We start from the raw sequence: 26,907 nt of genomic DNA on the forward strand, positions 1-26,907 counted from the left end.
GTGAAGACATTCGCAAGAATCTCACCTTCTGAATGGAGGATAAAGCAGTCGTGCTTGTCCTTCGCCACATCAATTCCAACGCAAACCATAATGATACCTCCGGTGTATGATGATTTGACGCTGTTTAGGCCCACAGCTCCCTCTGCTCTTGTAACCTCGTTCTAAATAAACCGTCAGGCGGTATCTAACTGATTAACAATTCTGCAAAGGGCTGTGGTTGGAGCCTTTCTGCAACCATCATGTGGTAGGAGAAATAAACCAATCCACAGCATCCTAAACATTGTAGCACATAGCCCTTGGAGAGGGGCTCTAATCACTACTACTTTATAATACGAGGAGAGTTAACATAATTATGTTTTTAAACCAAAACCAATATTACCAAAATTATGACATTGGCGACTGGACGTACGGAACTCCCGATATTTTTTCCTGGGGCGAAGGAGCCAGATTAAAAATAGGTAAATTTTGCTCTATTGCCGACGGGGTGGAAATCATGTTAGGCGGCGAACACCGCTCCGACTGGCTCACTACCTATCCATTTAATGTCCTTTTTGAAAAAGCCCAGGGGTTTACCGGCCATCCAAAATCAAAAGGCGATGTCGTCATCGGCAACGATGTCTGGATTGGCCGAAAGGTCCTCATCCTTTCGGGCGTTACTATTGGCGACGGAGCTGTCATTGGCGCCCATAGCGTTGTGACAAAACATGTCTCACCCTATTCGATTGTCGCGGGTAATCCCGCTAAATTTTACAGACTACGGTTTGATGAACAAGCAATCAAAGATCTCTTGCGAATAGCCTGGTGGCACTGGCCCCTTGAAAAAATCGAGGAAGCCTGGCCTTTATTATTGTCAGGAAACGTAACTGATTTTATACAAACCTACGGCTGACGTTTCCTCTCGTATCACTGTCTTAACCTGGCATTTATACTGCGAACCGCTCTAAACGTCTGTCTTCAAATAAGTATCAACAAATACCCGGCGATAATCGTGATATCCATTGGTCAAACCGGTTATACCACAGTCATGAATACACCATGGCTGCTGTTGTCTGGGAATGACCACTTTATAGCCTGCTTTGATAAATTCCATACTTTGCGAAGTATCATAAAAATGCCAGCCGTTAAAAAGGTCTTCCCGCCAGGGCAAGTCATACTGGGTAATCATGAGCAAACCATCGATACACTGAACTTCCTGGTATTCCCCCTCTACGTCCTGAAAAGCAACCAGACCCATATATCCTTTGTGACTGTCAAATACTTTGCCATAGTTACAATTTGCTTCCCACCAGATTCCATTAGCCGGGACCTGCGCACTTCCGGCTACCCCGATCATGCCGATTTCAGGATTTTCAAAGATCTGCAGAATATCCCGAATAAGATTTTTATTAATAATAAATACATCCTGATGCAAGTATACCTTATACTTGGCATCGGACTTACAAATCGCCTGGTTATAAGCACTGGCCATGGAAACACTGTCTTTTATGGACAATATCTCAACCTCATAGCCTTCAGGAATTTCCAGATCCCTAATGTGAGAAAGACAAAATCGGTAAAAATTATCATCGTTCTCACAGGTAACAAAACAGATCTTATTCCTGTTTAAACCTTCTGCCGGACGAATTGGGGGCAACACAGCGGCAGGTTTACAAGCTTTGACGATATACTGATAGGCCCGGCACTCTTCCATGAGCCGGTTATTGCCGGAAATACCGGTTAATGCCAAAATAAATTGCTGATCCGCTGCCGTTTCATATATGAAATTAGGACAGCAGGCATTCACTTTATAGCCGGTATTTTGAAACATTTTGTCAATCTCATATAATGTGAAAAAGCGCAGATGCGTTTTATCCAGGATACCGGCCTCTTCGTACGTCCAATAGCCCTGCAGCAGATTGCGCAGTACACTAAAATGCATGATATTGGGGATACTTGCCAGTATCTGGCCGCCCGGCTTAATATAAGCTTTAATGTTTTCCAATGCCTGCCAGGGGTTTCCCAAATGCTCTAACACGTCCGCCAAAATAACATAATCAAAATATTCCTCAGGATACGGTAATATTGTATTCTCAATATCAGCAGCTATCACCTCGGCGAATAACTTGGCACTTAACGCAGCCTTTTCATTGAGCTCAATTCCATATAATTTTGCCTTCGGATAGCCGTCTTTAATCTTCATAAGTGTGGCGCCACAAGCACAGCCAATCTCCAAAACGGTAAGGGACTGGGTTTTAGGGTTTTCAATCAGATTGACGATATCCTGTCTGATTGTTGCCGAATATACCGGATTAAAGCCCCATTTAGCAGCAAACTTGCTTAGCATATCGCGGTAGTCAACCGGCCCGGCCGGCGGCGCACCATTATGGTGCACAAAGGTATCCCGGCACAGCATCAGCTTATGGCCGCTCGTTCTGATCCGGAAGCTATAATCATCGTCAGCTAGATAGCCGGAACTGAATATTTCGTCAAAGGGTCCAACCGAATCGATGACGGCTTTTTTGATCATCAGGCAAAATCCGGCAAGTTTAATCCGTTCTTCCCAGCAACTCGGGTTAGACAAGTTATATTTTTGTGCATAGCTATGCATTTCATCGATGCTCTGATAGCTGACCGGTACTGCCTGCGCATAGCCCCCATAATTGGTAACAGGAGCTACTGCGCCGATATATGGCTCACTATACAGGCAAGCGGTAAGATTATCCAGCCAGTGCTGCGTTACGATTACATCACTCTCCAGCAGAACGATGGTTTCCCCTGCGGCCTTGGCAATTGCCTGGTTGCACCCATCAGTATAGCCCCTGCCTGTTTCATTGGTTATTATTTTTAAATCCGGCTGCTGACTAAGCCATTCCGCGGTTCCATCAGTCGAATGATCATCCACAACAATGAGTTCATAGCTTTCCTGCTCGGTATAATTTCGAATACTCACGATAGTTTGTGCCAGATATTGCAGTTGGTTGCAAGCCCAAATAATAATACTTGTTTTCATATATACCTCTCTTGTTTTCATCTTCTCCTACCCGCCTATGCTACTTTTTATTTTGCTCCAATTAGCCAAAGCGGGAATGAACCAAGCCGGACCGGTGCTGAAAATAAGACCAAATAATATCCTGCTTATCCGCAGTTACCGTTTCAGTTGGAACAAGCTCGGCCGGAGTATGCTTCGCGGGAAGCAACGAATACAATGCTTCCAGATGAGCGTTCCAGCCATGGCAGCAATGGTGCCGTACGGAATTTTGCAAACGGCGGCTTACCGTGAAACGGTATTCCTCGTCAGTAAGCAAAGTGTCTAAACCGGCCAAAAGTTCTTCCTCCGTATTTACATGTGTTTTAACACCGTCCGGTGCCAAAATGCTGTCAAACTGCTCCGCAATGCAGTTGGCAAGCCCGATAACCGGGATTCCTCTGGCGCCGGCCGTCAGCGCTTCCTCCGGCGCACCTAGCGGTACGGAATCCAAATAAATATCGGCGGCATTATAATAAAGGGCTGCATCAGCTGGGATACCGGCACAGCGGATGCACTGATTGCTTTCTTCCCGCAGCCGTTTCCACTCTTCCGACTCAGGCATACCGATAACCAGCAGAATAATTTCCGGTTGCCTGTCATGAATTTTCCTCAATAGTTTCATAAAGTCATATTCACCGCAAACAGTCGTGCGATAAGGCTGAGTTACCGTCAGGCAAATCAACTGACTGTCAGTAAACCCCAGCTCCCTTTTAGCCGCCAGCTTATCGCCGAGCTCCGGCAGCTCTTCCAACGGGAGCGGCAGCATACAGGAACGGGAAAAAACTCTCCTGTTTTGGCTGATCAACTGCCCTGAAGTCCAATGTTCGGCAACCAGATCGGCAGTACTCATGCCAAGTGTAAAACCCTGATCGGCATGGTTGACAAAAATTACCGGCACCTTGCCTGCCGTACCGAACGCAACAGCGGGCAGCGGATCATGAGGATGAATATGCAGGACAACCAGGTCGGCCCACATAGCAGCCAGGTCGCGCAGCAAAAGGGCTCTCTGACACAGGGATGCATTCATCTTGTCCAATGCCACGTACCAGCCGCCGGAACGCTGCGTCGCTGCGGCCAGCGCGGGAGGATTGGTATCACTGTTTAAAGTGACCAGCACCGAATGCACCGAACCGGCATCCGCCGCCATCCACCGCTCCAGCACCTTCGTATGTCCCACTGCGGCATAACCCTGGCTCAGAATATGCAGCACCTGGCGCTTGCCGGCAGTTCGCTGCTGCAGCAGCGTCAAAGGAGTGGCCGGCCGCAACTGACTGTTGCCGGCAATTTTTCGCAAAACAGTTTCCAGCCTGGAGGAAACAAACAGTCCCGGATGGCAGTGATGGGCGTAATCGGCGGCTTGCATAACCAGGGTCAGCGCTTTTTCATAATTACCGGTCAGCAGGGAAAACTCCGCCTGACTGACCAGACAGGAAAACTTCCGGTACGCCGCCTGGATCACCTGCCGGAAATGGTTCACATCATGCTGATAAGCAAGCCATTTTTTTAAAACCGGATCCGCTACCGCCTGCGATGAAGGCCGGCTATGGGGATCATAACCCCACTTTTCGATAAATTTCTGTTTGTTGGTTTGCAGCAGCATGGTAAACTTTATCGACGGCTCTTTAAACGACACACTGCCAAAATGGTGAATAAAGACGTCCCGGCACAAAATCATCCGGTAACCTGCCTGCCGGATGCGCACACTATAATCGTCGTCCTCAAAATTTCCCGGTGAGAATATTTCATCCAGCAGCCCGACCGCCGCCACAACCTCCGCTTTGACAAGCAGGCAATAGCCGACCAGTCGCTCCCGTTCTTCCCACAGCGACGGATCGGAATGATTCATCTGCCTGGCGAAGGCCATTAATTCTTCTATGCAGTTGTACTCGCAGGGAACATTCTGGAAATTGGAGCAGGAATTGGTCACAGCCCCTACAGCGCCAATATCGGCGGCACTAAATAAACAGGCCGACAAGTTACTTAGCCAGTCGGGTGTCACAATCGTGTCATTATTTAGCAGTAAAATATGATTACCTTCCGCCGCCCGGATGCCTTGATTGCAAGCCGCCGGAAATCCCGCATTTTCCTGGTTGCAAATAACGCGCAGATCCGGCTGATCCCGTAACCAGTCCACCGTACCGTCGGTAGAACCATTGTCAACGACAATCAGTTCATAAGTATTCACCGCAGTGTGCTGCCGGATACTGTCGATGCAAAGCTTGGTATAATCCAGTTTATTAAACGTTACGATAATCATGCTGATCATACGCATTCCTCTTTCCCTGCCGCCCATTTTCGGGCATATTGTTATAGCACCATGCTGTATCATATGCCGGATACCGGTTTTAGTAACCACCGGCTTAATAATATGGCTGTCAAAAAAAGACCTGGCAGCCAGTACTCTTCAGTAGCACTGGCTGCCAGGTCTTTCTTCAACCGTCCGTTTCTCAGCGGATGGTAATGGTTCTATTGTTGTCCGTTGCCGGCTCACGCTTCGGCAGCGTTACGGTCAGCACACCGTCTTTAAATTCGGCATCAATGGCCTCATCCCGGACGTTTTTAATATAAAAACTCCGGCTGTACTCTCCCTGGTGCCGCTCACGGCGTAAGTAATTTTCTTCCTGATCCGTCATTTCTTCCTGCCGTTTGGCGGAAATGGTCAGGTAATCGTTGGCAAACTGAATAGTAATATCTTCTCTTTTCATTCCCGGTAAGTCGGCACTGATAAGATAGGCATCCCGATTTTCCCGAAGGTCTACCCGGAAGCTGTTGCCTGCCGCCATAAAAGGAGCAAAGAAATCTTCCCGGAAGAATTGATCAAATAGGTGATTAAAAAAATCCTCCCTTGGTGCCATCTCATTCTTTCGGTTGAAAGGAACCAGATTAAACATACTTACTCACTCCTTCCGCTATTTTAAGAAACCGTTTATCGGCTTGTCTTTATTATAGCAAAAAGGCGATAAAGGTCAAAAGATCAAAAAGTCAAATTCACTTTTATAATATCGCAAGCTGCAGCATTACATAGAAATAGGTTTGTGGCACACAAAATTCAAATGATTTTCTCTCAATTTCTTACTTTTTTGCCGGCGGCTTTCCGCAACAGACTTTCAATTTACGAATTGTGCTTTCTCCTGCGCGGATGCAGCGCCCGATTAAATAACGGCATGCAGACAAAGCTTAGCAGGAGAATAAAGATACCCAGCATGAACAGAACAATCTTTGCATTTTGCACATACGTCCCCCCCTCTTTAAATTACTCCACATTCTATCAGCCTTGTTTTTGAATTTTCTTGTTTTTTACAACAAAATTTAAGGTAATCACCAATAAATTTGCAATTTTTTAAATCAAAAACAGGTTTTATTGCGTGTTTTTGATTTAAGAAAATCGCCGCGACCCTCGATATAATATATGGGGGCGTGTCGGCAATCAGCAGCTTGCATTGTTGTTGCAAACACGTATGTTAGAACAATTCATAGGAACAAGCACTTCCCGGTTTTATTCCATGGAAGGAAATAACAACCGGAGAGTTGACAGACAAGTATCCAGGGAGGGAAATAACTAATTATGAATCATTTTGGCCACTCCTTAAAGACTTTACGTAGCGAAAAAAAGATCAGCCAACGCAAACTGGCTGAACTGGTTGGTATTAATTACACCTACATCAGTAAAATTGAAAATGGAGCACAGGAACCGCCATCGGAAGATACAATTATTAAAATTGCCCGGGTTTTAGGCGAAGACGCTGATGAAATGCTGATCCAGGCTAATAAAATCCCCAGTTATTTTCAAAAAATGATTACCGAAAACAAAGAAGTGTCTTCATTTTTGCGCAAAGCCGCCACTCTCTCGCCACAGCAATGGGACAGCATTCATCGCATATTGGATGAAAGTCTATAAAAATTTAAACACCCTGGCAATTTTTTAAGGAAATTACAATATAACCGTGATATACTCGCTAATAATCAACCAGGCAGACAGTAAACTATCTGCCTTTCTTTTCGGCTCTATTGTTGAGTTGATTATCAACACATTTTTATATTTATGTCCGGTGAGAAAGGAGCAACTATGAATACTATGATTTATCCGGCCGAGTTACTTTCCAACCAGCAATTTTCCCATACTTTGCAGGATATATGGCCAACCGCCGCCGATGGAGATCTGTGGCTGTCGGACGATGGAACGGCCGATTTGCTGCAGACCTGCCAATTGCAGGATTACCAAATCTGTCTTGCCAAAAAATCGGTTCATTACCAAAATACCCTTATTTCGCTGGCACCGCAGGAATATGAATTAATTTGTCTGCTGGCAATGAACCGGGGCAGGGTATTTTCACGGGATCAATTGATCAGACATCTTTGGGGCAGCAATTATTATGGTTCAAAACGCACCGTGGACAACCTGATCTGGCGAATCCGCACCAAATTGCCGGCTTTACGGCTTGAAACAGTATATGGCTATGGCTACAGGGTTAGCTGAAAGATACCCGGTATGATCGGCGGATCATACCGGGTATTTTCTTCCTTATCTGTTTTATTTTACATACTTTTTCGGAAGTTATTCGTAAATCACTAGTTATAATGTACATGCTACCATAATTCTACATTTTGTTTAAAAATTCCCTTAAACCTGACAAACAATTTCGCGAATGGTGTGACAACGATGAAGCTGCTCTTTATTCTCTATGTTATATTCGAAGTTCTTTTTCATACGGAAGTCTGTCTTGCCTATCCCGAGACGCCCTCCGCCGTCCGTGCGGAGACCAAAACCGAATGGATTTACCTGCCACCTGTTGATCAGGAGACGCCTGCCGTTTTCTCGCAGATACTTCTCACCCGCTACAACTCCTTACCACCCCGTCAGGTTTTAGCAAAACCATTAAACCGTTTTCTCCTGATCATTTCCAAAGACCCCTTTAAAATAGAACTACTGTTTTAATCCTGTTATATTAAAATTCAAGCAGAGGTGTCCTATGGGCTATACAATTTACTTAATCGGAAAAAAACCTGATTTAAACCGCATCCTGACTACGTACTTGCAGGCCTATGGCTGGGCTGTCAAAACATTTCAGGACTATGCCAATGCCTTGCAGCATGTTGCCGACGGCCCTGATCTATGGATTACGGATATGCCACCCTCACCGCCGGAAACAGCCGACAGCCTCGTCCGGAAATTAAAATCTCATAACAACGCGATACCGGTCATTTTTGTCTTTGACCTGAAAGTAACGCTGGAAAAGCTGTTTGAACTCAATACGGAATGCGATGATTATGTGGTCAAACCCTTCTCGCCGCTGGAGCTAATTATGCGAACCCAAAAACTGCTGCAAAGACATAAAACCGAAAAAGCACCGGATCGCCCCAAAAGCATCCAGGCCGGCGAATATGAGATTCATATTCTGGAGAGACAGGTGACCCGCCAGGGAAAATCCATCACCTTAACCACCAAAGAATTTGATCTTTTATATCTGCTGGCCGCCAATCCCCGCCGGACTTTCTCCAAAGAACAATTAATCCAGGGTATCTGGGCCGACCATTATTGTGTTTCCGATCGGGCCATCTATGACTTAATCAGCCGTGTGCGGGCCAAATTAAAGGCGCTTAAAATAAAAACCATCTACGGTTACGGCTATCGAATTCAATGAAAGGAGATGCATCCTGTGTTCAGGAAACTTGCATTCATTTTATTTTTTCTGCTGACTTGTCAGGCAGCCGTTCTTCCCGTTTGTTCCGCCGCGATCAATACGGCTAAACTCTCTCAGGAGGCGGCCTGGATCAGCCTTGATCTTCCGTTAGAACAGCGTAAGCAGATCGATGCCATTATTGCCGATACGCTAAAAGAAGCCTCATTAAACGGTTCGCCTACTGTTAAAACTCTGGATTTTTCTCAAATGTATGCGCTTTCCAGTTATCTGAACGAAGTCAGTGATATCCGGGAAACCATCAGCGACCGGATTATGCAGGTCCTGACACCGCAGCAGCGGCGCCAAATGCAGGCCCAACTGGATAAAAAGAAAAGCTACAACGATCAGACCACCGCTCTCTTAATGACCCTGAATCTTACCGACAAGCAGCAGCTACTCATCATTAATTCCCTGCTGCAGTGTCAGCGGCAGGCACTGGCTATCGTAGCCAATCAGAAACTTTCCTGGGAGGACAGGAGAAAAAAACTGGAAAAATCCAATCCGCTCCGCCTGGTCAGCCGTATATTAACGAAAGCACAGCTCACCGATATGACCATCTGGTCTAAAATGTAGCAAGCTTTCTCTACACTATATAAATTTTAGAAACGATGAGGTGGTGCCATGTTTCAAGATTACGCTTCACAGCAAACGCAAAAAATCCATCCGACGGCGGTGGTTTCCCCGGGGGCCATTCTGGAAGATCAGGTCGCCATCGGCCCCTATGCCGTTATCGGCGACCATGTCACACTTGGCCAGGGCACTATCGTCGGCGCCCACGCCGTCATTGACGGTTGGACTGTCATCGGTAAAGACTGTGTCATTTGCTCAGGAGCAGCCATTGGCGGCCAACCCCAGGACATAAAGTTCGCCGGTGAAAAAAGCTATGTAATAATCGGCGATCACACCCAAATACACGAATTCGCGACAGTCAACCGGGCAACCGGCGAAAAGCAGGAAACACGCATCGGCAATCATTGCCTGCTCCTGGCTTATAGCCATGTTGCCCATAACTGCAGCCTCGGCAATCATGTCATCTTATCCAATGCCGTACATTTAGCCGGCCATGTTGAACTGGCTGACAGGGTAACCATCGGCGGCCTGTCGGGGGTGCACCAATTCGTAAAAATCGGCCGCAATGCCATGATTGGCGGAGCCTCCAAAGTAGTGCAGGACATCCCTCCCTTTATCACGGTTGACGGCAATCCCGCCCAGCCGGCAGGACTTAATACTGTAGGAATAATTCGTGCCGGCATCAGCGAGGAAACGCGCCGGACATTAAAAAGAGCCTACAAAATCCTCTACCTGTCCGGTCTGCGCCTTCCTGAGGCCATCGCTACTATGGAAAACCTGCTGTCCCCCTCCCCGGAACTCACCGCTCTTATCCATTTTTTGCGTCATACCGAACGGGGAATTTGCCGGGGCTCCGTTCAGCAGCGACAAAAACGCATCGCCAGTTCATCGATTGGCTAAATACAATAACTATGGAGGTTCCTATGAAAGCAAACAAGCTATTCTTTGGATTTCTATTCACCTGTCTCACGCTTCCCGCAGCGGCGGTCCTGGCCGCACCGGTACCGGTCACCGATGATTTGAATGAGCTCAATTCAGCCTATGGCGTTATGCTGGGCACAAACAGCAACCGCTACTATATAGAAAACAGGGTGTCCGATACGTTGATTCTGGGCCTGCAGTCCACTTCCTGGCAAAAGGGGACTTCAACCACCGACCTGTTCGGACAGATTCAGGGGCTCGACGGGACCGATGTCCTCATCGGTATCCGGAATTTCGATTCCAAGACCAAGGGCTTTATTGGCATGACCAAAACAATGCCTACTTCCTTGGACTGGAACACTTATGTGACCGCCGTTGTAGGCAAAGAATTTCAGGAAGTCGAAGCCGGTGCCATTTACACGGTAACCCAGGATACCGACATAAATCTCAGCTATAATTTGTACCGATATCACGGCAACCATAGCAGCGTGAATATCGGCCTTACCTATAAAGCCTGGTAACCATAATGCAAAAAAAAAGCGGTTGTCACAGTCAACAGACTATGACAACCGTTTGTTGTTATAAGGCAACCGTTCTGGACGATCCCTTCATATCCCGGAAAGTCGCTTCGCCTTCGGCAACATAAAAAAGTTCAAAAACCGTATCATCCACACTATACATTTTCTTTAGTGTGGGCATAGCCTCCAAAGCCGCCTGCTTGGTTTGGGGCGTGGTGTCGAATACGGCCTTGCCACTGAGTCGCAGCCATTCGCCACTCTGCGAAGTTGTGCTGATCTCAAACAGGGGATTGTCCTTTAGCTGCCGGTATACAGGCTTTTGATTATTGGTGCCAAAATAGAGCTTTCCCTCAAATACCATGGCAAAACCGAAAGGACGCACCTTCGGAACATTTCCCTCCACTGTGGCCAGATAAAACACACGATTGTCCAATAAAAACGCTAAAACCTCATCCATGCCTTACACCCTCTTTTTTATAATTTTTTAACCGCCTTGCCTGTTTGCCGGGCTATCCCGCATTCCCGGCTATCCTGACCGTCCGCCGGCAGGACAGGTCCGGACAAAGAACTTAGGATTGTTCTCCTTCTCCTTTATTCCTTTGATCGGCTGGCTGCCGGCAGAAAATTTCATATATCCAGCTTAGTATGGGCACCGCCTCTTTTAACTATGTGCCAACCCGACTGCTTGCCCGGACAGAACAGGCGGCGGTTGCTGACGGCAAAAACCAAAGCTTGCTGTCTATCAGGCATAAATTTTTTCTGCCGGCAAGAGCTCTTGGGGGCGCTAAATACCGGCCAAGCCGCCACCTGCTGCATAGCCCTCGGAGACGGCGCAAATACTAAGAGCAGGAGGTGATCACATGGCACAGCAGGACAATAAGCAAAAACAGCAAAAGAATGCACAAAACCAGAAACAAAACAAAAATCTGCAGGACTACGACAAATACATGGACAAGCCAAACCATCCCAATACGTAAAATACACCGCTGCCCTGTTAGTGGTCTGTCTACTTTGAAAGCATAAAAGAATTTGCGGGAATTTTTTCGCAAGGCGAGGCGAAGGAAGCGCACATATCAAATATATGTAAGCTGACGACAACAAAGCATTGCGGCCAAAGGACCGTAAAATAATTATGACTTCAAAGTAGACAGACCACTAAGTTTTTCATTCACCGGCGTCTGGCAAGCGCGTTTTCTCCGATCCTAAAGCAAACAGCAGCATGCCCAGACAGACCAGAAGGCTGCCCAGTCCGTACATCGTGCCGTAGCCCCAATGTTCACCGACAATGCCTAACCCGACTGCCCCGGTAGTAATACCGATGTCCATAAAAGCCGTAAAAAAGGCAAGGGCGCTGGCCCGCTCATGCGGCAAAGTCCGGTCTACCACAAAGGCGTTCAAGGCGGGCATGAAAGCGCCGAAGCCCAGGCCGAAACAACCGCCAATAACGATAAGCAGCCGCTCACTGCTTAAAAAGGGCAAAAGACCGGTAGCCAAAGCCAAGAGTACCAAGAAAGGCAGAATGACGGCCTTCCGCCCGTAGCGGTCGGACAGCTTGCCGGCCACTACCCGGCTGACCAGCGTAAAGCAGGCATAGGTGGTAAAAAAAATGCCAAAGTTCGCAATACCCTGTTGTGGCGCATAGACAGGCAAGAAAGTGATGACCGTGCCATACACGGTGGAAGCAGTGAGAAAGGTAAACGAGGCCACCAGCACAGCCGGCTGTTTTGCCACTTGTTTGAGGCTTACCTTTTGCACCTGCGTCCCTTCGGGTTTCAATTCATCGACAAACATCACGGCTGTACAGGCCAGGCCGGCAATTATCAGCGAATAGGTAAACAGCCGGGAAAAATCATGGGAGCTGGCAATCACCAGACTGCCCCAGGCCGGAAACAACGCCATGGCGATCACATTGGCCACGCCATACACCCCTATGACCTCACCCCGGCGTTTCGGTGGTGCCAGGTCGGCGATATAAGCGTAAGCCGCAGCCAGATAACAGCCATGAGCCACGCCGTGCAGCAGCCGGAGGCCATATAAGGGAAGAATCTCCCGCGTAACTCCGTACAGAACGAACAACGCCGCAAAACAGCCCGCGCCCAGCAGCATCAGCCGTTTCCGGCCGTAACGGTCGGCCTGTTTGCCAAAATAGGGACGAAAAATAACGGAGGCCAGCGTAAATGCGCCCATAACCAGACCAATCTGGCTGGCCGTTCCGCCCAAACCGGCCACAAACTGCGGTATGGTCGGCAACAGTAAGTAAAAACTGCCAAAATACAAAAAGCCGGACAGGCAAAGCAGCACAAAATTTCTGGATAGTAAACTAAATTCGTCCAATTTCTCCCCCTCCGCTTTCAAGAAATTTTCTATCCCTTCATTTATGGCAAAAACAGGTAAGCTTAACAAAATTGTATCCCTCCACCCCGCCTGTTGTCAATTCAGATAAAACTATTGACAGACAAACGACTGCACTGCTATACTTTCTGTAATAAAATAATATTTTGATTTAGTTGATCAGAAAGCCTGAAGACTAAAAATCCGCTGTATAATACAGCGTTTTTTGTCTTCAGGCTTTTTTGCATGTCCGGACTCTTTCAACCGGACAGAGAAAATGTTTATCAAATTCAAGGAGGATATTCATGGGAAAGTTACAAAATGCAACAGCCATAAGAAAGGTGGTATTGGCCAGCCTGGTGGGCGCCACTATCGAATGGTATGATTTTTTTCTGTACGGCGTAGTTGCCGGTATTGTATTCAATAAGCTGTATTTCCCCGCCAGCGATCCCCTGGTTGCCACCTTGCTGGCTTACGCCACCTTTGCCGTCGGTTTCATTACCCGTCCGTTAGGCGGCGTGATTTTCGGCCATTTTGGCGACAAAATCGGCCGGAAAAGCATGCTGGTCATGACGCTGATGATTATGGGAGTTTCCACCGTATTGATCGGTCTTGTCCCTACTTATGCCCAAATCGGCATCTGGGCCCCCCTGTTGTTGCTGCTGCTGCGAGTGCTGCAGGGTATCGGTCTGGGCGGCGAATGGGGCGGCGCTGTACTGATGACTTTTGAATATGCTCCAGCCGGCCAAAAGGGCTACTATGCCAGCCTGCCGCAAATCGGCCTCTCCATCGGTTTATGCCTGGCCTCAGGCGTCGTCGGGTTGCTATCCTACGTCCTAACCGACGCCCAGTTTATGAGCTGGGGTTGGCGGGCGGCCTTCCTGTTCAGCTTTATTCTGGTGGTCATCGGCACCTGGATACGCGCCCACATTGCCGAAACACCGGACTTTAAACAGGTAAAAGCGGCCAAGGAAGAATCCAGACTTCCCCTGGCCGATATGTGGCGCCAATCCTCCGGCAATGTCCTGGCCGGCATGGGAGCCCGCTACATCGACGGTGTATTCTTTAATATCTTCGGCGTATTTTCCATCAGTTATTTAACCCAGTCGCTTCATATCTCCCGGACCGATGCCTTGCTGGGAGTTATGCTGGCCGCGCTGGTCATGTGCTTCTTTATCCCCCTCTTCGGTCATCTGTCCGACCGCATCGGCCGCGCCAAAATCTATTGGATTGGCAGCCTGCTTACCGGCCTTTCCGTCTTTCCGGCCTTTTGGCTGCTAGCCAACAGTTCCGGTAATATAACGGCCATCTGGCTGGCCATCATTATCCCCTTCGGCATCCTCTACGCCTCGGTATACGGTCCGGAAGCCGCCCTGTTTGCCGAGCTGTTCGCCGCCCGACACCGCTATACCGGCATTTCCTTCGTCTATCAATTCTCCGGTATCTTCGCCAGTGGTCTGACGCCGCTGATTGCCGCCTACTTACTGCAATACAACCAGGGTGATCCGGCCCTGATCTGCGCCTATGTGCTCTTTTCCGGCCTGGTCAGCGCCGCAAGCGCCTACTGGATCGGTTCGCGCCAGACCAAAGCTGTCGCGTTGAAAGACTCTCTTAGCATTGCCAACTCATAATCAGGCCAGGGCATGGCCACACGCCCTAAAACCGAAAGGATGAATATATTATGTCTCTTGCTGTATTATCCCCGCAGGAACAGCGAATCCAGAGTGAAATAGCGGGAAAACCGCTGCCGTACCGCCGTGGCAGAACCCGTGATATTTTAAATACCTTCCAGGATGTTCGCCCGCAGGTGGATGTGGAACGGGCCAAGTATTTTACCGAATCCTTCCGCCAAACTGAAGGCCAGCCGCTTATTTTACGCTGGTCCAAAGCCTTATATCACATTGCGGAGCACATCACCGTTTACATTGACGACCACCAGCTTCTGGTCGGCCGCGGCGGCTCCCAGGGCCGTTACGGCATCCTGTATCCCGAGCTGGACGGTGATTTCCTCGGTCTGGCTATCGAACAAATGCCGACCCGGCAGGAATCACCCTTCACGGTATCACCGGCCGACGCCCGGATTGTCATTGAAGAAATCGCCCCGTACTGGCAGGGAAAAACCTTTCATGAGAATCTGGCCAAAGCCCTGCCGGCAGAAACTCTGAAATATACTTATGATCCCCAGGACCCGTTAAAATCCCGCTTTATTGTCAACGAAACAGCCTCGTTCCGTTCCTCCATCCAATGGGTGCACGACTATGAAAAAGTGCTGAAACGCGGCTTTGCCGGCCTCAAGGCGGAAGCAGCAGAAAAATTGGCCGGCCTTGACCCCTTAAGTCCGACCGATACGATGGAAAAAGCCCCCTTTCTGGAGGCTGTCATTATTGTCTGCGATGCCATTGTCCTCTGGGCCAGACGGCATGCCGACCTGGCTGAAGACCTGGCCGCCCGGGAAACCGACCGTCAGCGCCGGCAGGAACTGCTGCAAATCGCCGCCACCTGCCGCCATGTCCCGGAACAGCCGGCCCGTAATTTCCGGGAAGCCATGCAGGCCCAGTGGTTCACCCAGATGTTTTCCCGGCTGGAGCAAAAAACCGGCACCATTATTTCCAATGGCCGCATGGACCAATATCTCTATCCTTATTACCAACAGGACATCGCCGACGGAACTTTGACCGATGAAACTGTGCTTGAGTGGCTGGAATGCATGTGGCTGTCCATGGCCCAGTTCATTGATTTATATATTTCTCCCACCGGTGGCGCTTTCAATGAAGGCTATGCCCACTGGGAAGCAGTGACTATCGGCGGTCAGACACCGGATGGCCGCGACGCCACCAATGAGCTGACCTATCTGTTTCTCCAGTCCAAACGGGAATTTCCACTGCATTATCCCGACCTGGCCGCCCGGATTCACGGACGGGTTCCCGCCCGCTACCTGTATGAAGTGGCGGAAACCATCAAGGACGGCTCGGGCTTTCCCAAACTGATCAATGACGAGGAAGTGGTTCCTCTGCTGCTGGCCAAGGGGGCCGGCTTCAATGAAGCCTTTGATTACGCCGTATCGGGCTGCGCCGAGTGCCGCATGCCCAACCGAGATACCTACACCAGCCCCTGCGCCTACATCAACTTCCCGGCCGCCGTGGAAATGACGCTGTATAACGGCAAAATGAAGCTATACGGCGATGAAATCATCGGCCTGGCGACAGGCGATCCCCGTCTCTTTACCACCTGGGAAGAATTTTGGCAGGCCTATCTGGCACAGCATATCAACTTCTTAAAACACGCCTTTATCCAGCAGCATGTCATCATCGGCCTGCGGGTCCGGCATTTTGCCTGGCCGCTGGGTTCGGCCCTGCACGACCTCTGTCTGAAAGAATGCAAGGATATTCATGAACCGGTCATTCCCGGCGGCATTGATCTGGGCTACTTTGAATTTATGGGCTACGGCACCGTGGTCGATTCGCTGGCAGCCATCAAAAAGCTGGTCTACGAGGACAAAAAGATAACTATGGCCGAACTCATTGACGGGCTGGAACATAACTTCGAAGGTCGGGAAATCCTTCGGCAACGGTTGCTGAACGCGCCGAAATACGGCAACGACGATGCCTATGCCGACGCTATCGCCAAAGAACTGGACCGCCAGTGCGTGATGTTTACCCAGCGTTACTCCCAAGAGCTTGGCGTACACCTTGATCTGCGGCTGGTTCCCTTTACCTCTCATGTACCCTTCGGCAAGGTGGTAAGTGCAACCCCCAACGGCCGCCGTGCCTACACACCGCTTTCCGATGGTTCCTCGGCCTCCCAGGGCGCCGATATCAATGGTCCCACGGCGGTGCTGCTGTCCAATTACAGCTCAAAAAATATGGATTTTCGCGAACGGGCTGCCCGTCTCTTAAATGTAAAGCTCAGCCCCTCCTGTGTAGCCGGTGAGGAAGGCACGGAAAAACTGGTTTCCTTTATCCGTACCTGGTGCGACCTTAAGCTCTGGCATCTCCAATTTAACGTAATTAACCGCGAAACATTGTTGGCCGCCAAGGCCGAACCGGAGAAGTACCGCAACCTGATTGTCCGGATTGCCGGCTACAGCGCTTATTTCACCGACCTGTCCGCCGATCTGCAGGACGATCTGATCGCCCGGACAGAACACGCGGCAGTATAAGAATTTAATCATTGAGGGGTCAACATGTCTGATGCTAATCTAGCCGGCCAAAACGGCATTGTTTTTAATATCCAACGCTATTCCGTGCATGACGGCGCCGGCATTCGCACCGTGGTCTTCCTCAAAGGCTGCCCGCTTCGCTGCCGTTGGTGCAGCAATCCGGAGTCCCAGGAACGGGCACCGGAGCTAGCCTATAATAAAAAGAAATGCCTTGGCCGAACACTGTGCGGCAGTTGCCAGGCTGTCTGCCCGCACGGAGCGCTGACGGACGGCGAGAACGACAAAATCGCCTGTCGGCGCGCTCACTGCCAGCGCTGCTTTTCCTGCGTGGCCGACTGTCCATCAACCGCCCTCCATATTCTGGGCAAAACCATGACGGTAGCCGAAGTCATGAAAGTAGTGGCAACAGACAGCGCCTTTTATTTCCGTTCCGGCGGTGGCCTGACCATCAGCGGCGGCGAACCGCTCATGCAGTCCGGTTTCGTAACGGCCTTGCTGCGGGAGGCCAAACGGCACCGCATTGACGTTACCATAGAAACCTGCGGTTATGCCGACTGGGCTGCCCTGGCGGAGGTCGCCGGTCAGCTTAACCGGATTATCTTCGACATAAAATCGCTGGATGCAGCAAAGCACCGATTTTATACCGGTGCCTCCAATGCCTTGATTTTAGATAACTTTATGAAATTGAGGGAAACGTTTCCCGGACTGGATATTCTGATCCGCACCCCGGTCATTCCCGGCTTTAACGATTCGCCGGATGAGATTCACGCCATTCGGGATTTCATCGGCCGCTTCGCCCGTGTCCGTTATGAACTGCTGCCCTATCACCGCCTGGGACAACCAAAATATACTTTTCTGGGTCGGGATTACCCGCTGGGCGACCGGCTGCTGCCGGAGGGAAAAATGGCGGAACTATCTGCCGTGCTGCAGCCGCCACAGTTTACAACCACAACCGGATAATAAGTTAAATTTACCGCCAAAGGGGAAGCTGCCGCTTCCTCTTTATTTTTACCCGGAGCATTTTTCCAGCTATTTCTTATACTTATAAAGACAAAAGCGTCAGTCCAGCTACTCTTCTGTCAGGCGGTCCATACGGAAGTATTGCACCAGCTTCATGAATGGGGGCAAGTGCAGCGGATCTTCGGCCATGCCGAACAAATGACTGGCACAGTGACAGTCGGAACAGCCAAAACCATCAACCTGCCAGTCGGCGATGTCACTGATCCCCCTGGCCAACTCGTGCTCCAGATTTTCCGAACTGCGGATAGGTATGGCTGCATGAAACTCGCTATGCTCCCGCAGATAGTCAATGTGCCAGTGATATTTCTTACGTTTTCGCTGATGCCGCGCCAGCCGTTTGGCCAAATTGGCCTTGGCCGAACCGACGTAAATATAATATCCCTGTTTAAAACGCAGCAACCCCTTGCTGCCGATCAGAATATCCCGGTCCGCCAACAGACGGATAACAAACAGATAGCAGCCGCTGTCACGGACTTCCCGTTCCAGCACGTCCCAGGGAATGGTAAGGGATCGCACCTGCCCGGGCAGGGAAAAATCCTTCTGCCAATTGATCGCTACCGCCATAAACATCACCTTATGGTGCAAACTCAAAAAAGTCCTGGCAAATTCCAGATCCGTATGATAATCCGGCAGGAAATATGCCGCCCGGTCCCATTGTACAAGAAAGAGCACTCCTACCCGGTAGCCCTCGTCGGCCAGGCGGGCCAGCTCCAGCATATGCCGGCGGCCCCGTTCTGTAACTGCGTCGGGAAACATGGCCAGGCTTCTACCAAATAAGGTACATGATTTAACCTCCAGAATAAACTGCTCTTCCCCCTTCCCCAGCAGCAAATCGAAACGGCTGTGCCCAAAGGGGACTTCCCGCCGCAATACCCGCCACCCGGCAAGCTGAGGAATACACTGGCGGTCAATTAATGTTTCGGCGACCAGGTTGCTGTAGTGAGTATCCAGCATAACCGGCACTCCTTCCCGCTCAATGCCGATGACTTTAAACCCGGTCTTTTTAGCTTTTCCCGCCGACGGTACAAGATACAAGAGCGTACCGGGAAATAAAAGCTCCCACATTCTGCCGGGATTAGGCAAATGGGCAAGCTGAGACGCACCGTCAAACTCACACAACACAACAAACCGGTTTATTCTGCTCTGAAACCGGGCCTCAATAATCTCAGGATACAAGGCTCTTCCTCCCTCGAAAACCACTCTACTTATAAATCCGGTTGCTATCCTTCAAAAATATGTATCGTCTCTGCCGGCTCTATGCCGGAACACCGTTTTTAAACACGACCAATTCCCCCTTGCCTACCGGCACCAGAACAGTTTGATATTGGGGATTGGCTTCAATCATCGCCTGAAACTGACTAAGCTCCTGCCGGTGCGATACGGCATTATCAACAACCAATAAGCCGCCCGGTTTAAGTATCCGGCTGATATCCTCCCACAGAGAGCAGTATTCACTTCGCTTGGCATCCAGAAAGATAAACTGGCTGACGGCTGAATCCGTCGCCGCCAGATAGGCGGCGGCATCCATCGTATGAATGGTCACATAAGCCGCCAGACCAGCCTGGGCAATATTTCTCCTGGCCATTTCGACTTTAGCCGCCAGTAATTCAACGGTTGTTACATGACCGCCTGTCACTTGGGCCGCTTCGGCCAGCCATATAGTTGAATAACCGTTAGAGGTCCCGATTTCCAATATTGCTTTTGCCTGGGTGGACTGAACTAAAATGGCAAGAAACCGCCCCGTATCTTCCGTGATATTTAACATTTTGGCCTGCCGGTCTGTCTGGGCGGCATCATTCACCACCCCTTGCCGTTCCAATTCTTTAAGAAATTCGTATACCCGGGGGTTCACGCTGGTTCCTCCTTTGGCGGCGCTTGGTCCGCTCTTTATACCAGCGCCTCATCCGGCGAAAATCTGTAGTGGCTCATCGGCCTTTTTGCCGTCAGTTTTCGTTGTCGTCGGCTTACATATGACCGATATGCGCGCCTCCTCCGTCTTGCCTGACGGCAAAAATGCTCAATGCCATACTACGTTTTTCCACCGGATGAAGCACTAGAGACTTTTAAACTGATTATTGAACATGCGGTAATAGCTTCCTTGGCTGGCTAACAAAGCTTCATGCCGGCCTGCTTCCACAACTTCCCCGTGATCAATAACCAGAATCATATCGGCCTCACGGATGGTATTCAGTCTATGCGCAATAATAAAGGTCGTCCGGTCTTTTCTAATATCAAACAACGCATCCTGTATTTGCAATTCCGTACGGGAATCAATGCTGCTTGTCGCCTCATCAAGGATCAGTATGGACGGCCCCACCAGTATGGCCCGGGCAATGGCCAGCAATTGTTTTTGCCCCTGACTTATATTCTCGCCATTTTCCGTCAGCAGCGCATCATATTGACCGGGAAGCCGTCTGATAAACGAGTCGGCATGAGCTCTGACGGCAGCGGCCTTCACCTGCTCATCTGTCGCGTCCGGCTTCCCATATTTGATATTGTCCCTGACCGTTCCCGTAAACAAATACGTATCCTGCAAAACAATGCCGAAACACCGGCGCAAACTGTCCCTTGTATACTCCCGTAGATCGGAGCCATCCAATAGAATTCGCCCGCCGGTAACATCATAAAACCGGGTAAGCAGATTAATAACCGTCGTTTTGCCGGCGCCCGTGGGCCCGACAAAAGCCACCGTGCTGCCCGGTTCGGCAGTAAAATTCACATTTTTTAAGATAGGCGCCCCGGGTCGATAAGCAAAACTGACATTATCAAATTGTACATGGCCCGCCGGATTTTCCAGTCTTTTCGCTCCCGGCCGGTCGACAGGCTCTTCCTGTTCATCGAGAATTTCAAACACTCGCTCGGCACCGGCAACACCGGATTGGAGAGTATTGAAGATATTGGCCAGATCATTTAAAGGTCTGACAAATTGCCGCGAATAACCAAGAAAACTGGCAATGACGCCAACGGTAACAACATCCCGGATGGCAAGAATACCGCCGACAATGGCAATCACGGTAAACCCGATATTATTGATTACATTCATAATCGGCATGAGAAAACCGGACCAAATCTGTGCCTTAACACCCACCGTACATAGCGCCTGATTTACCTGCCTGAATTCGGCAATCACTTTGGCTTCATGGTTAAAGGCTTTGATCACCGGAATGCCCGAAATAGACTCTTCTGCTTTGGCATTCAAATGCCCCAGTTGAGTCTGCTGCTCCTTAAACAACTTACCGGTTTTCCGGGAAATTGTCTTTGTCAGCAACAGGACCAATGGCACCGTAACCAGACTGGCCAAGGTGAGCAGCGGGCTCAAAACAAGCATCATAAGCAAAGAACCTGACAGAACAATGACTCCCGAGATGAATTGAACCAGCGACTGAGATATGGCACTGCTTACATTGTCCAGGTCATTGGACAACCGGCTCATCAGTTCACCATGGGTATGGCCGTCAAAAAAGGCAATAGGCAACTGCTGCAGCTTACCAAACAGCGTCGTGCGCAATCCTCCCACCGCGCGCTGCGCCACTCCGGCCATTAACCAGCTCTGACCAAATGAAAGCACCCCATCCGTTACATAGGTCAGCAGTAATACACACAGCAGCAACCCCAGCCGGTCAAAATCGATCTGCCCACCGGCAGCAGAAATAGTATCCACAGCCAGACCAATGAGATACGGACCGGCCAGCATCAGCGCTGCATCGATTAAAATAAAAATGACGAGCACAAGCAATTGGCCTTGTTCCTGCTTAAGATAAAGCCATAATCGCTGCAGCGTCCCCTTAAAGCTTTTGGGTTTCGGGACAGTACCGTTCACCCTTTTGCCCAGCCGGCCGAAAGCCGGCGGTTGGTAGCGGGATGTATCGGCCTTGTTCCGATCATTTTCTGACGGCATGCCGGTTCAGCCCCTTCCCCATCTGCGACTGGAATATTTCCTGGTATACCTGACAGGTTTGGAGCAATTCCCCGTGCGTGCCTGCCCCCACGATCTGCCCGTCATCCATGACCAGGATTTTGTCCGCCGCTATAACTGAGGTTATACGTTGCCCGACCAGGAAGCAAGCGGCCTGGCGGGCGTATTGTCTTATAGCCTGGTTTATTTTCCCTTCCGTCTCGCCGTCGACCGCACTGGTGCAATCGTCCAGGATTAGAATCTCCGGCTTTCTTACCAACGCCCGGGCCAACGACACCCGCTGTTTTTGCCCGCCCGAAAGATTCACACCGCCCTGCCCCAGTTGAGTTTGATATCCTTCCGGCAAGCGGCTGATAAACTCATGGGCCTGGGCAAACACGGCCGCCGCTTCGATTTCGGCTACACTGGCTTCTTCCTTGCCCCACCTGATATTATCCATAATGGTACCTGTAAACAATACCGTCTGCTGCGGCACAATCGCTATCTTTTCCCTTAGCTCCGCCGGATTGACCTGGCGGACATCGATCCCGTTAACCGCTACAAGACCGGCCGTAGCATCATAAAAGCGCGGGATCAGATTCACCAAACTGGTTTTTCCCGCCCCGGTTGTACCAATAATACCGACTACCTCGCCCGGTCGGCAAACAAAGCTTATATTTTTGAGAACGGTGTCATCCGAAGCTTGGTCATAGGAAAAATAAACATGTTCAAAGCTAACCGTTCCCCGGACGACTTCCTCTGATTCACCGGAGCTGCCCTCCCTGATCCAGGCCATACCCGGTTGCCGGACCAACACTTCTTCAATCCGCCGGGCTGAGGCCTCGGCCCGGACAAACATATTAAAAACCATAAAAATAATCATGAGGGAGAATAAAATCTGCGTCATATAGTTGATAAACGCCACAATCTGCCCCACTTGCATTTGACCACTGTTAACTCCCTGAGAGCCCAGCCAAAGCACGGCCACAATGCCTATATTTAAAGTCAGGGAAACGCCCGGGCTAAACAGGGCCATGGCTCGCATGGCCAAAATCGTGCTGCCTTGCAGGTTTTGATTCACCTTGGAAAACTTATCGGCTTCATAATCGAAGCGGTTAAAAGCTTTTACTACCCGGACACCTGACAGATACTCCCGCAAGACACCATTCATCTTGTCGATGGCCGCCTGTACCTTGACAAACAGGGGGAAGCCCACTTTCATATTAAGCATGATCAGCAGCCCGACAAGCGGAACCACGGTTACTAAAACCAGTGACAGATGCATATTCAAATTCACGGCCATAATTATACCGCCGATGCACAGTATGGGAGCCTTGACAAAAATCCGCATCAGACCGTTAACAAAGTTCTGGACCTGTACAACATCATTGGTCAGCCGGGTCAGCAAAGAAGACCTGTCCAGTTGATTGATGGTAGAAAAAGACAGGCTATGAATCTTTTCATAAAGCTCCAGCCGCAAGTCGGCCCCCAGCCGCTGCGACACCCGGCTGGAAATGATATTGCGCACTGAAGCGAACACAGCGCCAAGAGCCGTAATGCCCAGCATAGCACTTCCCATGTGCAGGATATAGGTTAAGTTTTTTTCGGCTACGCCGACATCAATAATCCTGGACATAATGGTCGGCTGCAAAAGATCGCATACCGCCTCTAACGTCACAAAAGCAACAGCCACCAGAAACTGCCTTCCATACTTTCTTCCATATGCATCTACCAATATCACGTTTCTACCTCAATTCAAGCCGTTTTTGCAGCGTTTATTTCAGTCTGCTATACATAGCAATGGCTAACCTGGATTAAAAGGGTTTCTTTTCTTAAGAGACGAAGTACTTTTATATGACCGAAAGGTGATCATGCCGGACAAAAGGGAGTGCACTGATGAAATCTGATGACACAACAGTATTAACTATAAAATATGCGGGCCTGCAAGGTCTTTATTGGATGTCCTTCTGTTCTGTTTACAGCTTCGCCTCCGTCTTCCTGCTGTCACAGGAATTCGAAAACCAGCAAATTGGATTTTTACTGGCCCTTGCCAATATCCTATCGGTCATTTTGCAGCCAACTATCGGTTCCTGGCTTGACAGGACCGGGAAGCTTTCTTTAAAGGCGGTCGTTTCCTGTCTAACGTTGAGCAATATGGCGTTGTTGACCGGCCTCCTGCTCTCTTCCGGCCATCTTGTCTGGAGCGCTGTCCTGTATGGCGGCGCCGTTACCCTGACACTGACGATACAGCCTCTGTTGAATTCCTTTATCTTTGAGTATATCAATGAAGGCCATGCGGTCAACTATGGCCTCACCCGCGGCATCGGTTCGATCTCCTTTGCCTTCCTGTCGTTATTGCTGGGACTGCTAACCACAAAAACCAATCCCTATATTCTTCCCCTGGCCGATATTGCCCTACTCACGTTTTTTCTCCTGCTTGTCCAAACCTTTCCCTTAACGGAAGCACAAAAAAGGCAGAAACATCTGCCTGACCCGCCCGATAGCCGGGGGACTGTCTGTAGCTATGCCGGCTTCGCCAAATCATATAACCGTTTTTCCCTATTCTTGCTAGCCTTAACCTGCCTCTTCATTTTCCACACGATCACCAACACCTATTTATTGCAGATTATGAAGCAGATTGGCGGCCAAGACAGCGATTTCGGCCTGTCGCTCACCATAGCCGCCGTCTGCGAATTACCTGCCATGCTGGGTTTTGGTCTTTTAGTAACCAAATATACCAGCGGTACACTGCTAAAAGTCGCCGGTTTCTTCTATGTCATACGCAGTCTGCTGTTTTTAACGGCAAGCTCGGTGCTGATGATCAACTTTGCTCAGCTTTTCCAGGGACTTTCTTTTGCTCTTTATACGCCTGCCTCGATTTATTATGTCAATGAACTAATGAATGACAAAGACAAAGTAAAAGGCCAGACCTTTATTGTGGGAGCCACCACGCTGGGAAGCGTGTTCGGCAGCATGACCGGTGGCTGGCTGCTGGATCACGCCAGCGTGCAGGCTATGCTGCTCCTCGGTATGGCCGCCGCTCTGGTCGGCAGCCTCTTACTCTTCTATTCGGTTAAAAGCGACCTGCAGGGGAAAAGTTAGTACCGCGTAACCTTCATTATGCCTACAGTTTTAGGATTGACAAGGTATTAGGTTCTCTTATTGTCTGGCTTTGCCGCTCATATGGCTGATCTCCAGTTTCAGTACGGTCGTCTTAGCCAGCGCCCGGTCAATATATTGCAGCCCTGACTCATAATAGTCGGGGCTGTATTTTTTGATCAGCGCAATCAGTCCCTGCCGCTTTTCCTCCGGGTCGTCGATCACCGTCATCCGGCCAAACACAATAGCCGATTTATACTTGGTGGAAAAAGCCGCCGGCAATAGCTCCACAGCATCGGCCACGGTAAAACAGACGCTGGCATTATGCCGCAGATTGTTCAGTTTCTTTCCCTCCGGGGCACAGTGAAAATAAATTACTCCCGGCACATAAGCAAAGCTCATGGGTACCGCATAAGGAGTATGGTCCTCACTCACCGTCGCCAGTGTTCCCACTTGCGCCGTTTCCAGCAATTGCTGCGTATCCGTCTCCTGCATCGCTCTGTCGTTCCGTCTCATCTCACTAAACATAGTCTCTCCTCCAGCTTCTCCAGCATTGTTATCACAAGTATGTACCGTAAAATCAAGTGTCAGCGGCAGTACCTTATCAGCCTTAATCCAATGGATACTGACAGTCTATTTTCCGCATCCCTTCGTTGTCGTCAGTCAGCCTGCTGTCGCTTCAGCCGCGTCAACACTTTTTGCCACGCAGGTTTTTCGAAGAAGCTGCCAGGCACATTGTCCTCCAACTCCCGGAACATGGCATAGGGTACGGCAAAGGACAGCATATCCGGCCCTACCATGGGGCGTACGGTAATATCAGTCAGGCCTACTACGGCCCGGGGATTATCTTTTTTCGTTTCCCCGTAAGGGATGAGAAAGACCGACTGACAGCCGGAGCCAAAGGGCAGCAGGACATTTTCTATCCCTGGCCGGCTATAGTTGGCCAATACGGCCAGCGCCGACAGTTGATCCACATTGACATAAAAAACAACCAACACCGGTGGCTCCTCGGCAGCAGTTACCTCTGACAGCGGCTTAAACACCACATAAGGAAACGGGAGATCCGTGATGGGCAGACATTCCACAAAATCCCGTCCCAGTTCCGGCGTTTTGAGATAACCTTCCCCTTCAAACAGGCCCTCCTTGCCTACCGATAAAAAATACTCGATTCCACCGGGATAATTGGGAAATTGCCCGAAGCCCAGTCCGGCTTTGCCCCCCAGACAGACGGTTGTCTGACGCTCAAAAACGGCTGTCTTTCCCTTGGCGGCCGCGATAAACAGCGGAATGATACAGCTCCATTGGCCTTCCTTCCCCTGCAGCGCGCCAGCCGGTTTTTCATTACGCAGTAGTACCGCCACCGGTTGATACCGTAATTCCAGAGCTTTTACTAAACAGCTTTCCATGTCGTTCCCCTCACTTTATTTTAGTTCCTTAACAACCGTCGGTAAACCCTAATGCTTCATCCCGCGAAAATCTGTAGTAGCTCATCGGCCTTTTTGCTGCCAGTCTTCGTTGTCGTCGGCTTACATATGGCCGATATGCGCGCCTTCTCCACCTCGCCTGACAGCAAAAATTCTCAATGCCATACTACCTACATTTTTCCACCGGATGAAGCACTAGGCAACTAAACAAAAGCACAACGATGGGTAAATCTGTCTCCTACACTGTAATTAACCATTCCCAGCTATAACCCTCTAAATAAA

General features: G+C 49.7%; 23 protein-coding genes. 12 read left to right on the forward strand and 11 right to left on the reverse strand.

The window, feature by feature from the left end:
- Window positions 1–352: 352 nt before the first annotated feature.
- The gene (locus tag BMW43_RS15760; protein ID WP_218140703.1) at window positions 353–889 is read left to right on the forward strand and encodes a CatB-related O-acetyltransferase; all 537 of its coding nucleotides are present in this window, start codon (window positions 353–355) and stop codon (window positions 887–889) included.
- A 51-nt stretch (window positions 890–940) separates the two neighbouring features.
- On the opposite strand, the gene BMW43_RS15765 is transcribed toward BMW43_RS15760, so the two are convergent.
- From BMW43_RS15765 to hsp18, 3 genes are all read right to left on the reverse strand, one after another.
- Window positions 941–2,989: a glycosyltransferase gene (locus tag BMW43_RS15765; RefSeq protein WP_218140704.1), complete on the reverse strand. Its 2,049-nt coding sequence runs from the start codon at window positions 2,987–2,989 to the stop codon at window positions 941–943.
- Between the two features lie 61 nt (window positions 2,990–3,050).
- Window positions 3,051–5,273: a glycosyltransferase gene (locus BMW43_RS15770; protein WP_245732528.1), complete on the reverse strand. Its 2,223-nt coding sequence runs from the start codon at window positions 5,271–5,273 to the stop codon at window positions 3,051–3,053.
- A gap of 181 nt (window positions 5,274–5,454) precedes the next feature.
- Complete coding sequence (hsp18, locus tag BMW43_RS15775; RefSeq protein WP_091749773.1) at window positions 5,455–5,898, reverse strand: heat shock protein Hsp18; 444 nt, start codon at window positions 5,896–5,898, stop codon at window positions 5,455–5,457.
- Between the two features lie 674 nt (window positions 5,899–6,572).
- Here hsp18 and BMW43_RS15780 point away from each other — a divergent pair.
- From BMW43_RS15780 to BMW43_RS15810, 7 genes are all read left to right on the forward strand, one after another.
- On the forward strand, window positions 6,573–6,905 hold the full coding sequence (locus BMW43_RS15780) for a helix-turn-helix domain-containing protein (protein ID WP_091749775.1): 333 nt from the start codon (window positions 6,573–6,575) through the stop codon (window positions 6,903–6,905).
- Between the two features lie 168 nt (window positions 6,906–7,073).
- The gene (locus tag BMW43_RS15785; RefSeq protein ID WP_177173630.1) at window positions 7,074–7,484 is read left to right on the forward strand and encodes a winged helix-turn-helix domain-containing protein; all 411 of its coding nucleotides are present in this window, start codon (window positions 7,074–7,076) and stop codon (window positions 7,482–7,484) included.
- 183 nt (window positions 7,485–7,667) lie between these two features.
- Window positions 7,668–7,943, forward strand: a complete 276-nt coding sequence (locus BMW43_RS15790) for a hypothetical protein (RefSeq protein ID WP_091749781.1) — start codon at window positions 7,668–7,670, stop codon at window positions 7,941–7,943.
- Between the two features lie 34 nt (window positions 7,944–7,977).
- Complete coding sequence (locus tag BMW43_RS15795) at window positions 7,978–8,649, forward strand: response regulator transcription factor (protein ID WP_091749784.1); 672 nt, start codon at window positions 7,978–7,980, stop codon at window positions 8,647–8,649.
- Between the two features lie 15 nt (window positions 8,650–8,664).
- Window positions 8,665–9,261, forward strand: coding sequence for a hypothetical protein (locus BMW43_RS15800; RefSeq protein ID WP_091749787.1), 597 nt, complete (start codon window positions 8,665–8,667; stop codon window positions 9,259–9,261).
- A 48-nt stretch (window positions 9,262–9,309) separates the two neighbouring features.
- On the forward strand, window positions 9,310–10,158 hold the full coding sequence (gene lpxA / locus BMW43_RS15805) for an acyl-ACP--UDP-N-acetylglucosamine O-acyltransferase (protein ID WP_091749790.1): 849 nt from the start codon (window positions 9,310–9,312) through the stop codon (window positions 10,156–10,158).
- 23 nt (window positions 10,159–10,181) lie between these two features.
- Entirely contained in the window at window positions 10,182–10,700 is a 519-nt protein-coding gene (locus tag BMW43_RS15810) for a hypothetical protein (RefSeq protein WP_091749793.1), read from the forward strand.
- Between the two features lie 58 nt (window positions 10,701–10,758).
- Here the strand turns inward: BMW43_RS15810 and BMW43_RS15815 are convergent, their stop codons facing one another.
- Window positions 10,759–11,154, reverse strand: coding sequence for a pyridoxamine 5'-phosphate oxidase family protein (locus BMW43_RS15815; RefSeq protein WP_091749796.1), 396 nt, complete (start codon window positions 11,152–11,154; stop codon window positions 10,759–10,761).
- A 707-nt stretch (window positions 11,155–11,861) separates the two neighbouring features.
- A complete protein-coding gene (locus BMW43_RS15825; RefSeq protein ID WP_091749802.1) occupies window positions 11,862–13,100 on the reverse strand; it encodes an MFS transporter in 1,239 nt (412 codons plus the stop codon).
- A gap of 233 nt (window positions 13,101–13,333) precedes the next feature.
- Between BMW43_RS15825 and BMW43_RS15830 the strand changes: the two genes are divergently transcribed.
- Genes BMW43_RS15830 through hpsH form a run of 3 tightly spaced genes read left to right on the forward strand, consistent with a single transcriptional unit; the run spans window position 13,334 to window position 18,147 of the window.
- Window positions 13,334–14,659 (forward strand): MFS transporter, encoded by a 1,326-nt coding sequence (locus tag BMW43_RS15830; protein ID WP_091749805.1) that lies wholly within the window; start codon window positions 13,334–13,336, stop codon window positions 14,657–14,659.
- 50 nt (window positions 14,660–14,709) lie between these two features.
- Window positions 14,710–17,187: a (2S)-3-sulfopropanediol dehydratase gene (hpsG, locus tag BMW43_RS15835; RefSeq protein ID WP_091749809.1), complete on the forward strand. Its 2,478-nt coding sequence runs from the start codon at window positions 14,710–14,712 to the stop codon at window positions 17,185–17,187.
- A 24-nt stretch (window positions 17,188–17,211) separates the two neighbouring features.
- Window positions 17,212–18,147, forward strand: a complete 936-nt coding sequence (gene hpsH / locus BMW43_RS15840) for a (2S)-3-sulfopropanediol dehydratase activating enzyme (protein WP_091749812.1) — start codon at window positions 17,212–17,214, stop codon at window positions 18,145–18,147.
- 108 nt (window positions 18,148–18,255) lie between these two features.
- Here hpsH and sfsA read toward each other — a convergent pair whose 3' ends face one another.
- The 4 genes from sfsA to BMW43_RS15860 all read right to left on the reverse strand — a co-directional run bounded on the left by sfsA (window position 18,256) and on the right by BMW43_RS15860 (window position 23,843).
- The gene (gene sfsA / locus BMW43_RS15845) at window positions 18,256–19,383 is read right to left on the reverse strand and encodes a DNA/RNA nuclease SfsA (RefSeq protein ID WP_218140705.1); all 1,128 of its coding nucleotides are present in this window, start codon (window positions 19,381–19,383) and stop codon (window positions 18,256–18,258) included.
- A gap of 79 nt (window positions 19,384–19,462) precedes the next feature.
- The gene (locus tag BMW43_RS15850; RefSeq protein WP_091749818.1) at window positions 19,463–20,059 is read right to left on the reverse strand and encodes an O-methyltransferase; all 597 of its coding nucleotides are present in this window, start codon (window positions 20,057–20,059) and stop codon (window positions 19,463–19,465) included.
- 201 nt (window positions 20,060–20,260) lie between these two features.
- Window positions 20,261–22,105, reverse strand: a complete 1,845-nt coding sequence (locus BMW43_RS15855; protein ID WP_091749821.1) for an ABC transporter ATP-binding protein — start codon at window positions 22,103–22,105, stop codon at window positions 20,261–20,263.
- Window positions 22,089–23,843, reverse strand: a complete 1,755-nt coding sequence (locus BMW43_RS15860) for an ABC transporter ATP-binding protein (protein WP_245732530.1) — start codon at window positions 23,841–23,843, stop codon at window positions 22,089–22,091. The genes BMW43_RS15855 and BMW43_RS15860 overlap by 17 nt, the downstream gene beginning before the upstream one ends.
- A gap of 155 nt (window positions 23,844–23,998) precedes the next feature.
- Between BMW43_RS15860 and BMW43_RS15865 the strand changes: the two genes are divergently transcribed.
- Window positions 23,999–25,204 carry an MFS transporter gene (locus BMW43_RS15865; RefSeq protein WP_091749824.1) on the forward strand — a complete coding sequence of 402 codons (1,206 nt, stop codon included), beginning with the start codon at window positions 23,999–24,001 and terminating at the stop codon, window positions 25,202–25,204.
- Window positions 25,205–25,261: 57 nt separating this feature from the next.
- On the opposite strand, the gene BMW43_RS15870 is transcribed toward BMW43_RS15865, so the two are convergent.
- Both BMW43_RS15870 and BMW43_RS15875 read right to left on the reverse strand, forming a co-directional pair.
- Window positions 25,262–25,729 (reverse strand): pyridoxamine 5'-phosphate oxidase family protein, encoded by a 468-nt coding sequence (locus tag BMW43_RS15870; RefSeq protein ID WP_091749827.1) that lies wholly within the window; start codon window positions 25,727–25,729, stop codon window positions 25,262–25,264.
- A 131-nt stretch (window positions 25,730–25,860) separates the two neighbouring features.
- Complete coding sequence (locus BMW43_RS15875) at window positions 25,861–26,607, reverse strand: DUF169 domain-containing protein (protein ID WP_091749830.1); 747 nt, start codon at window positions 26,605–26,607, stop codon at window positions 25,861–25,863.
- Window positions 26,608–26,907 lie beyond the last annotated feature (300 nt).

Source organism: Propionispora vibrioides, from assembly GCF_900110485.1.
GTDB classification, from domain to species: Bacteria; Bacillota; Negativicutes; order Propionisporales; family Propionisporaceae; genus Propionispora; species Propionispora vibrioides.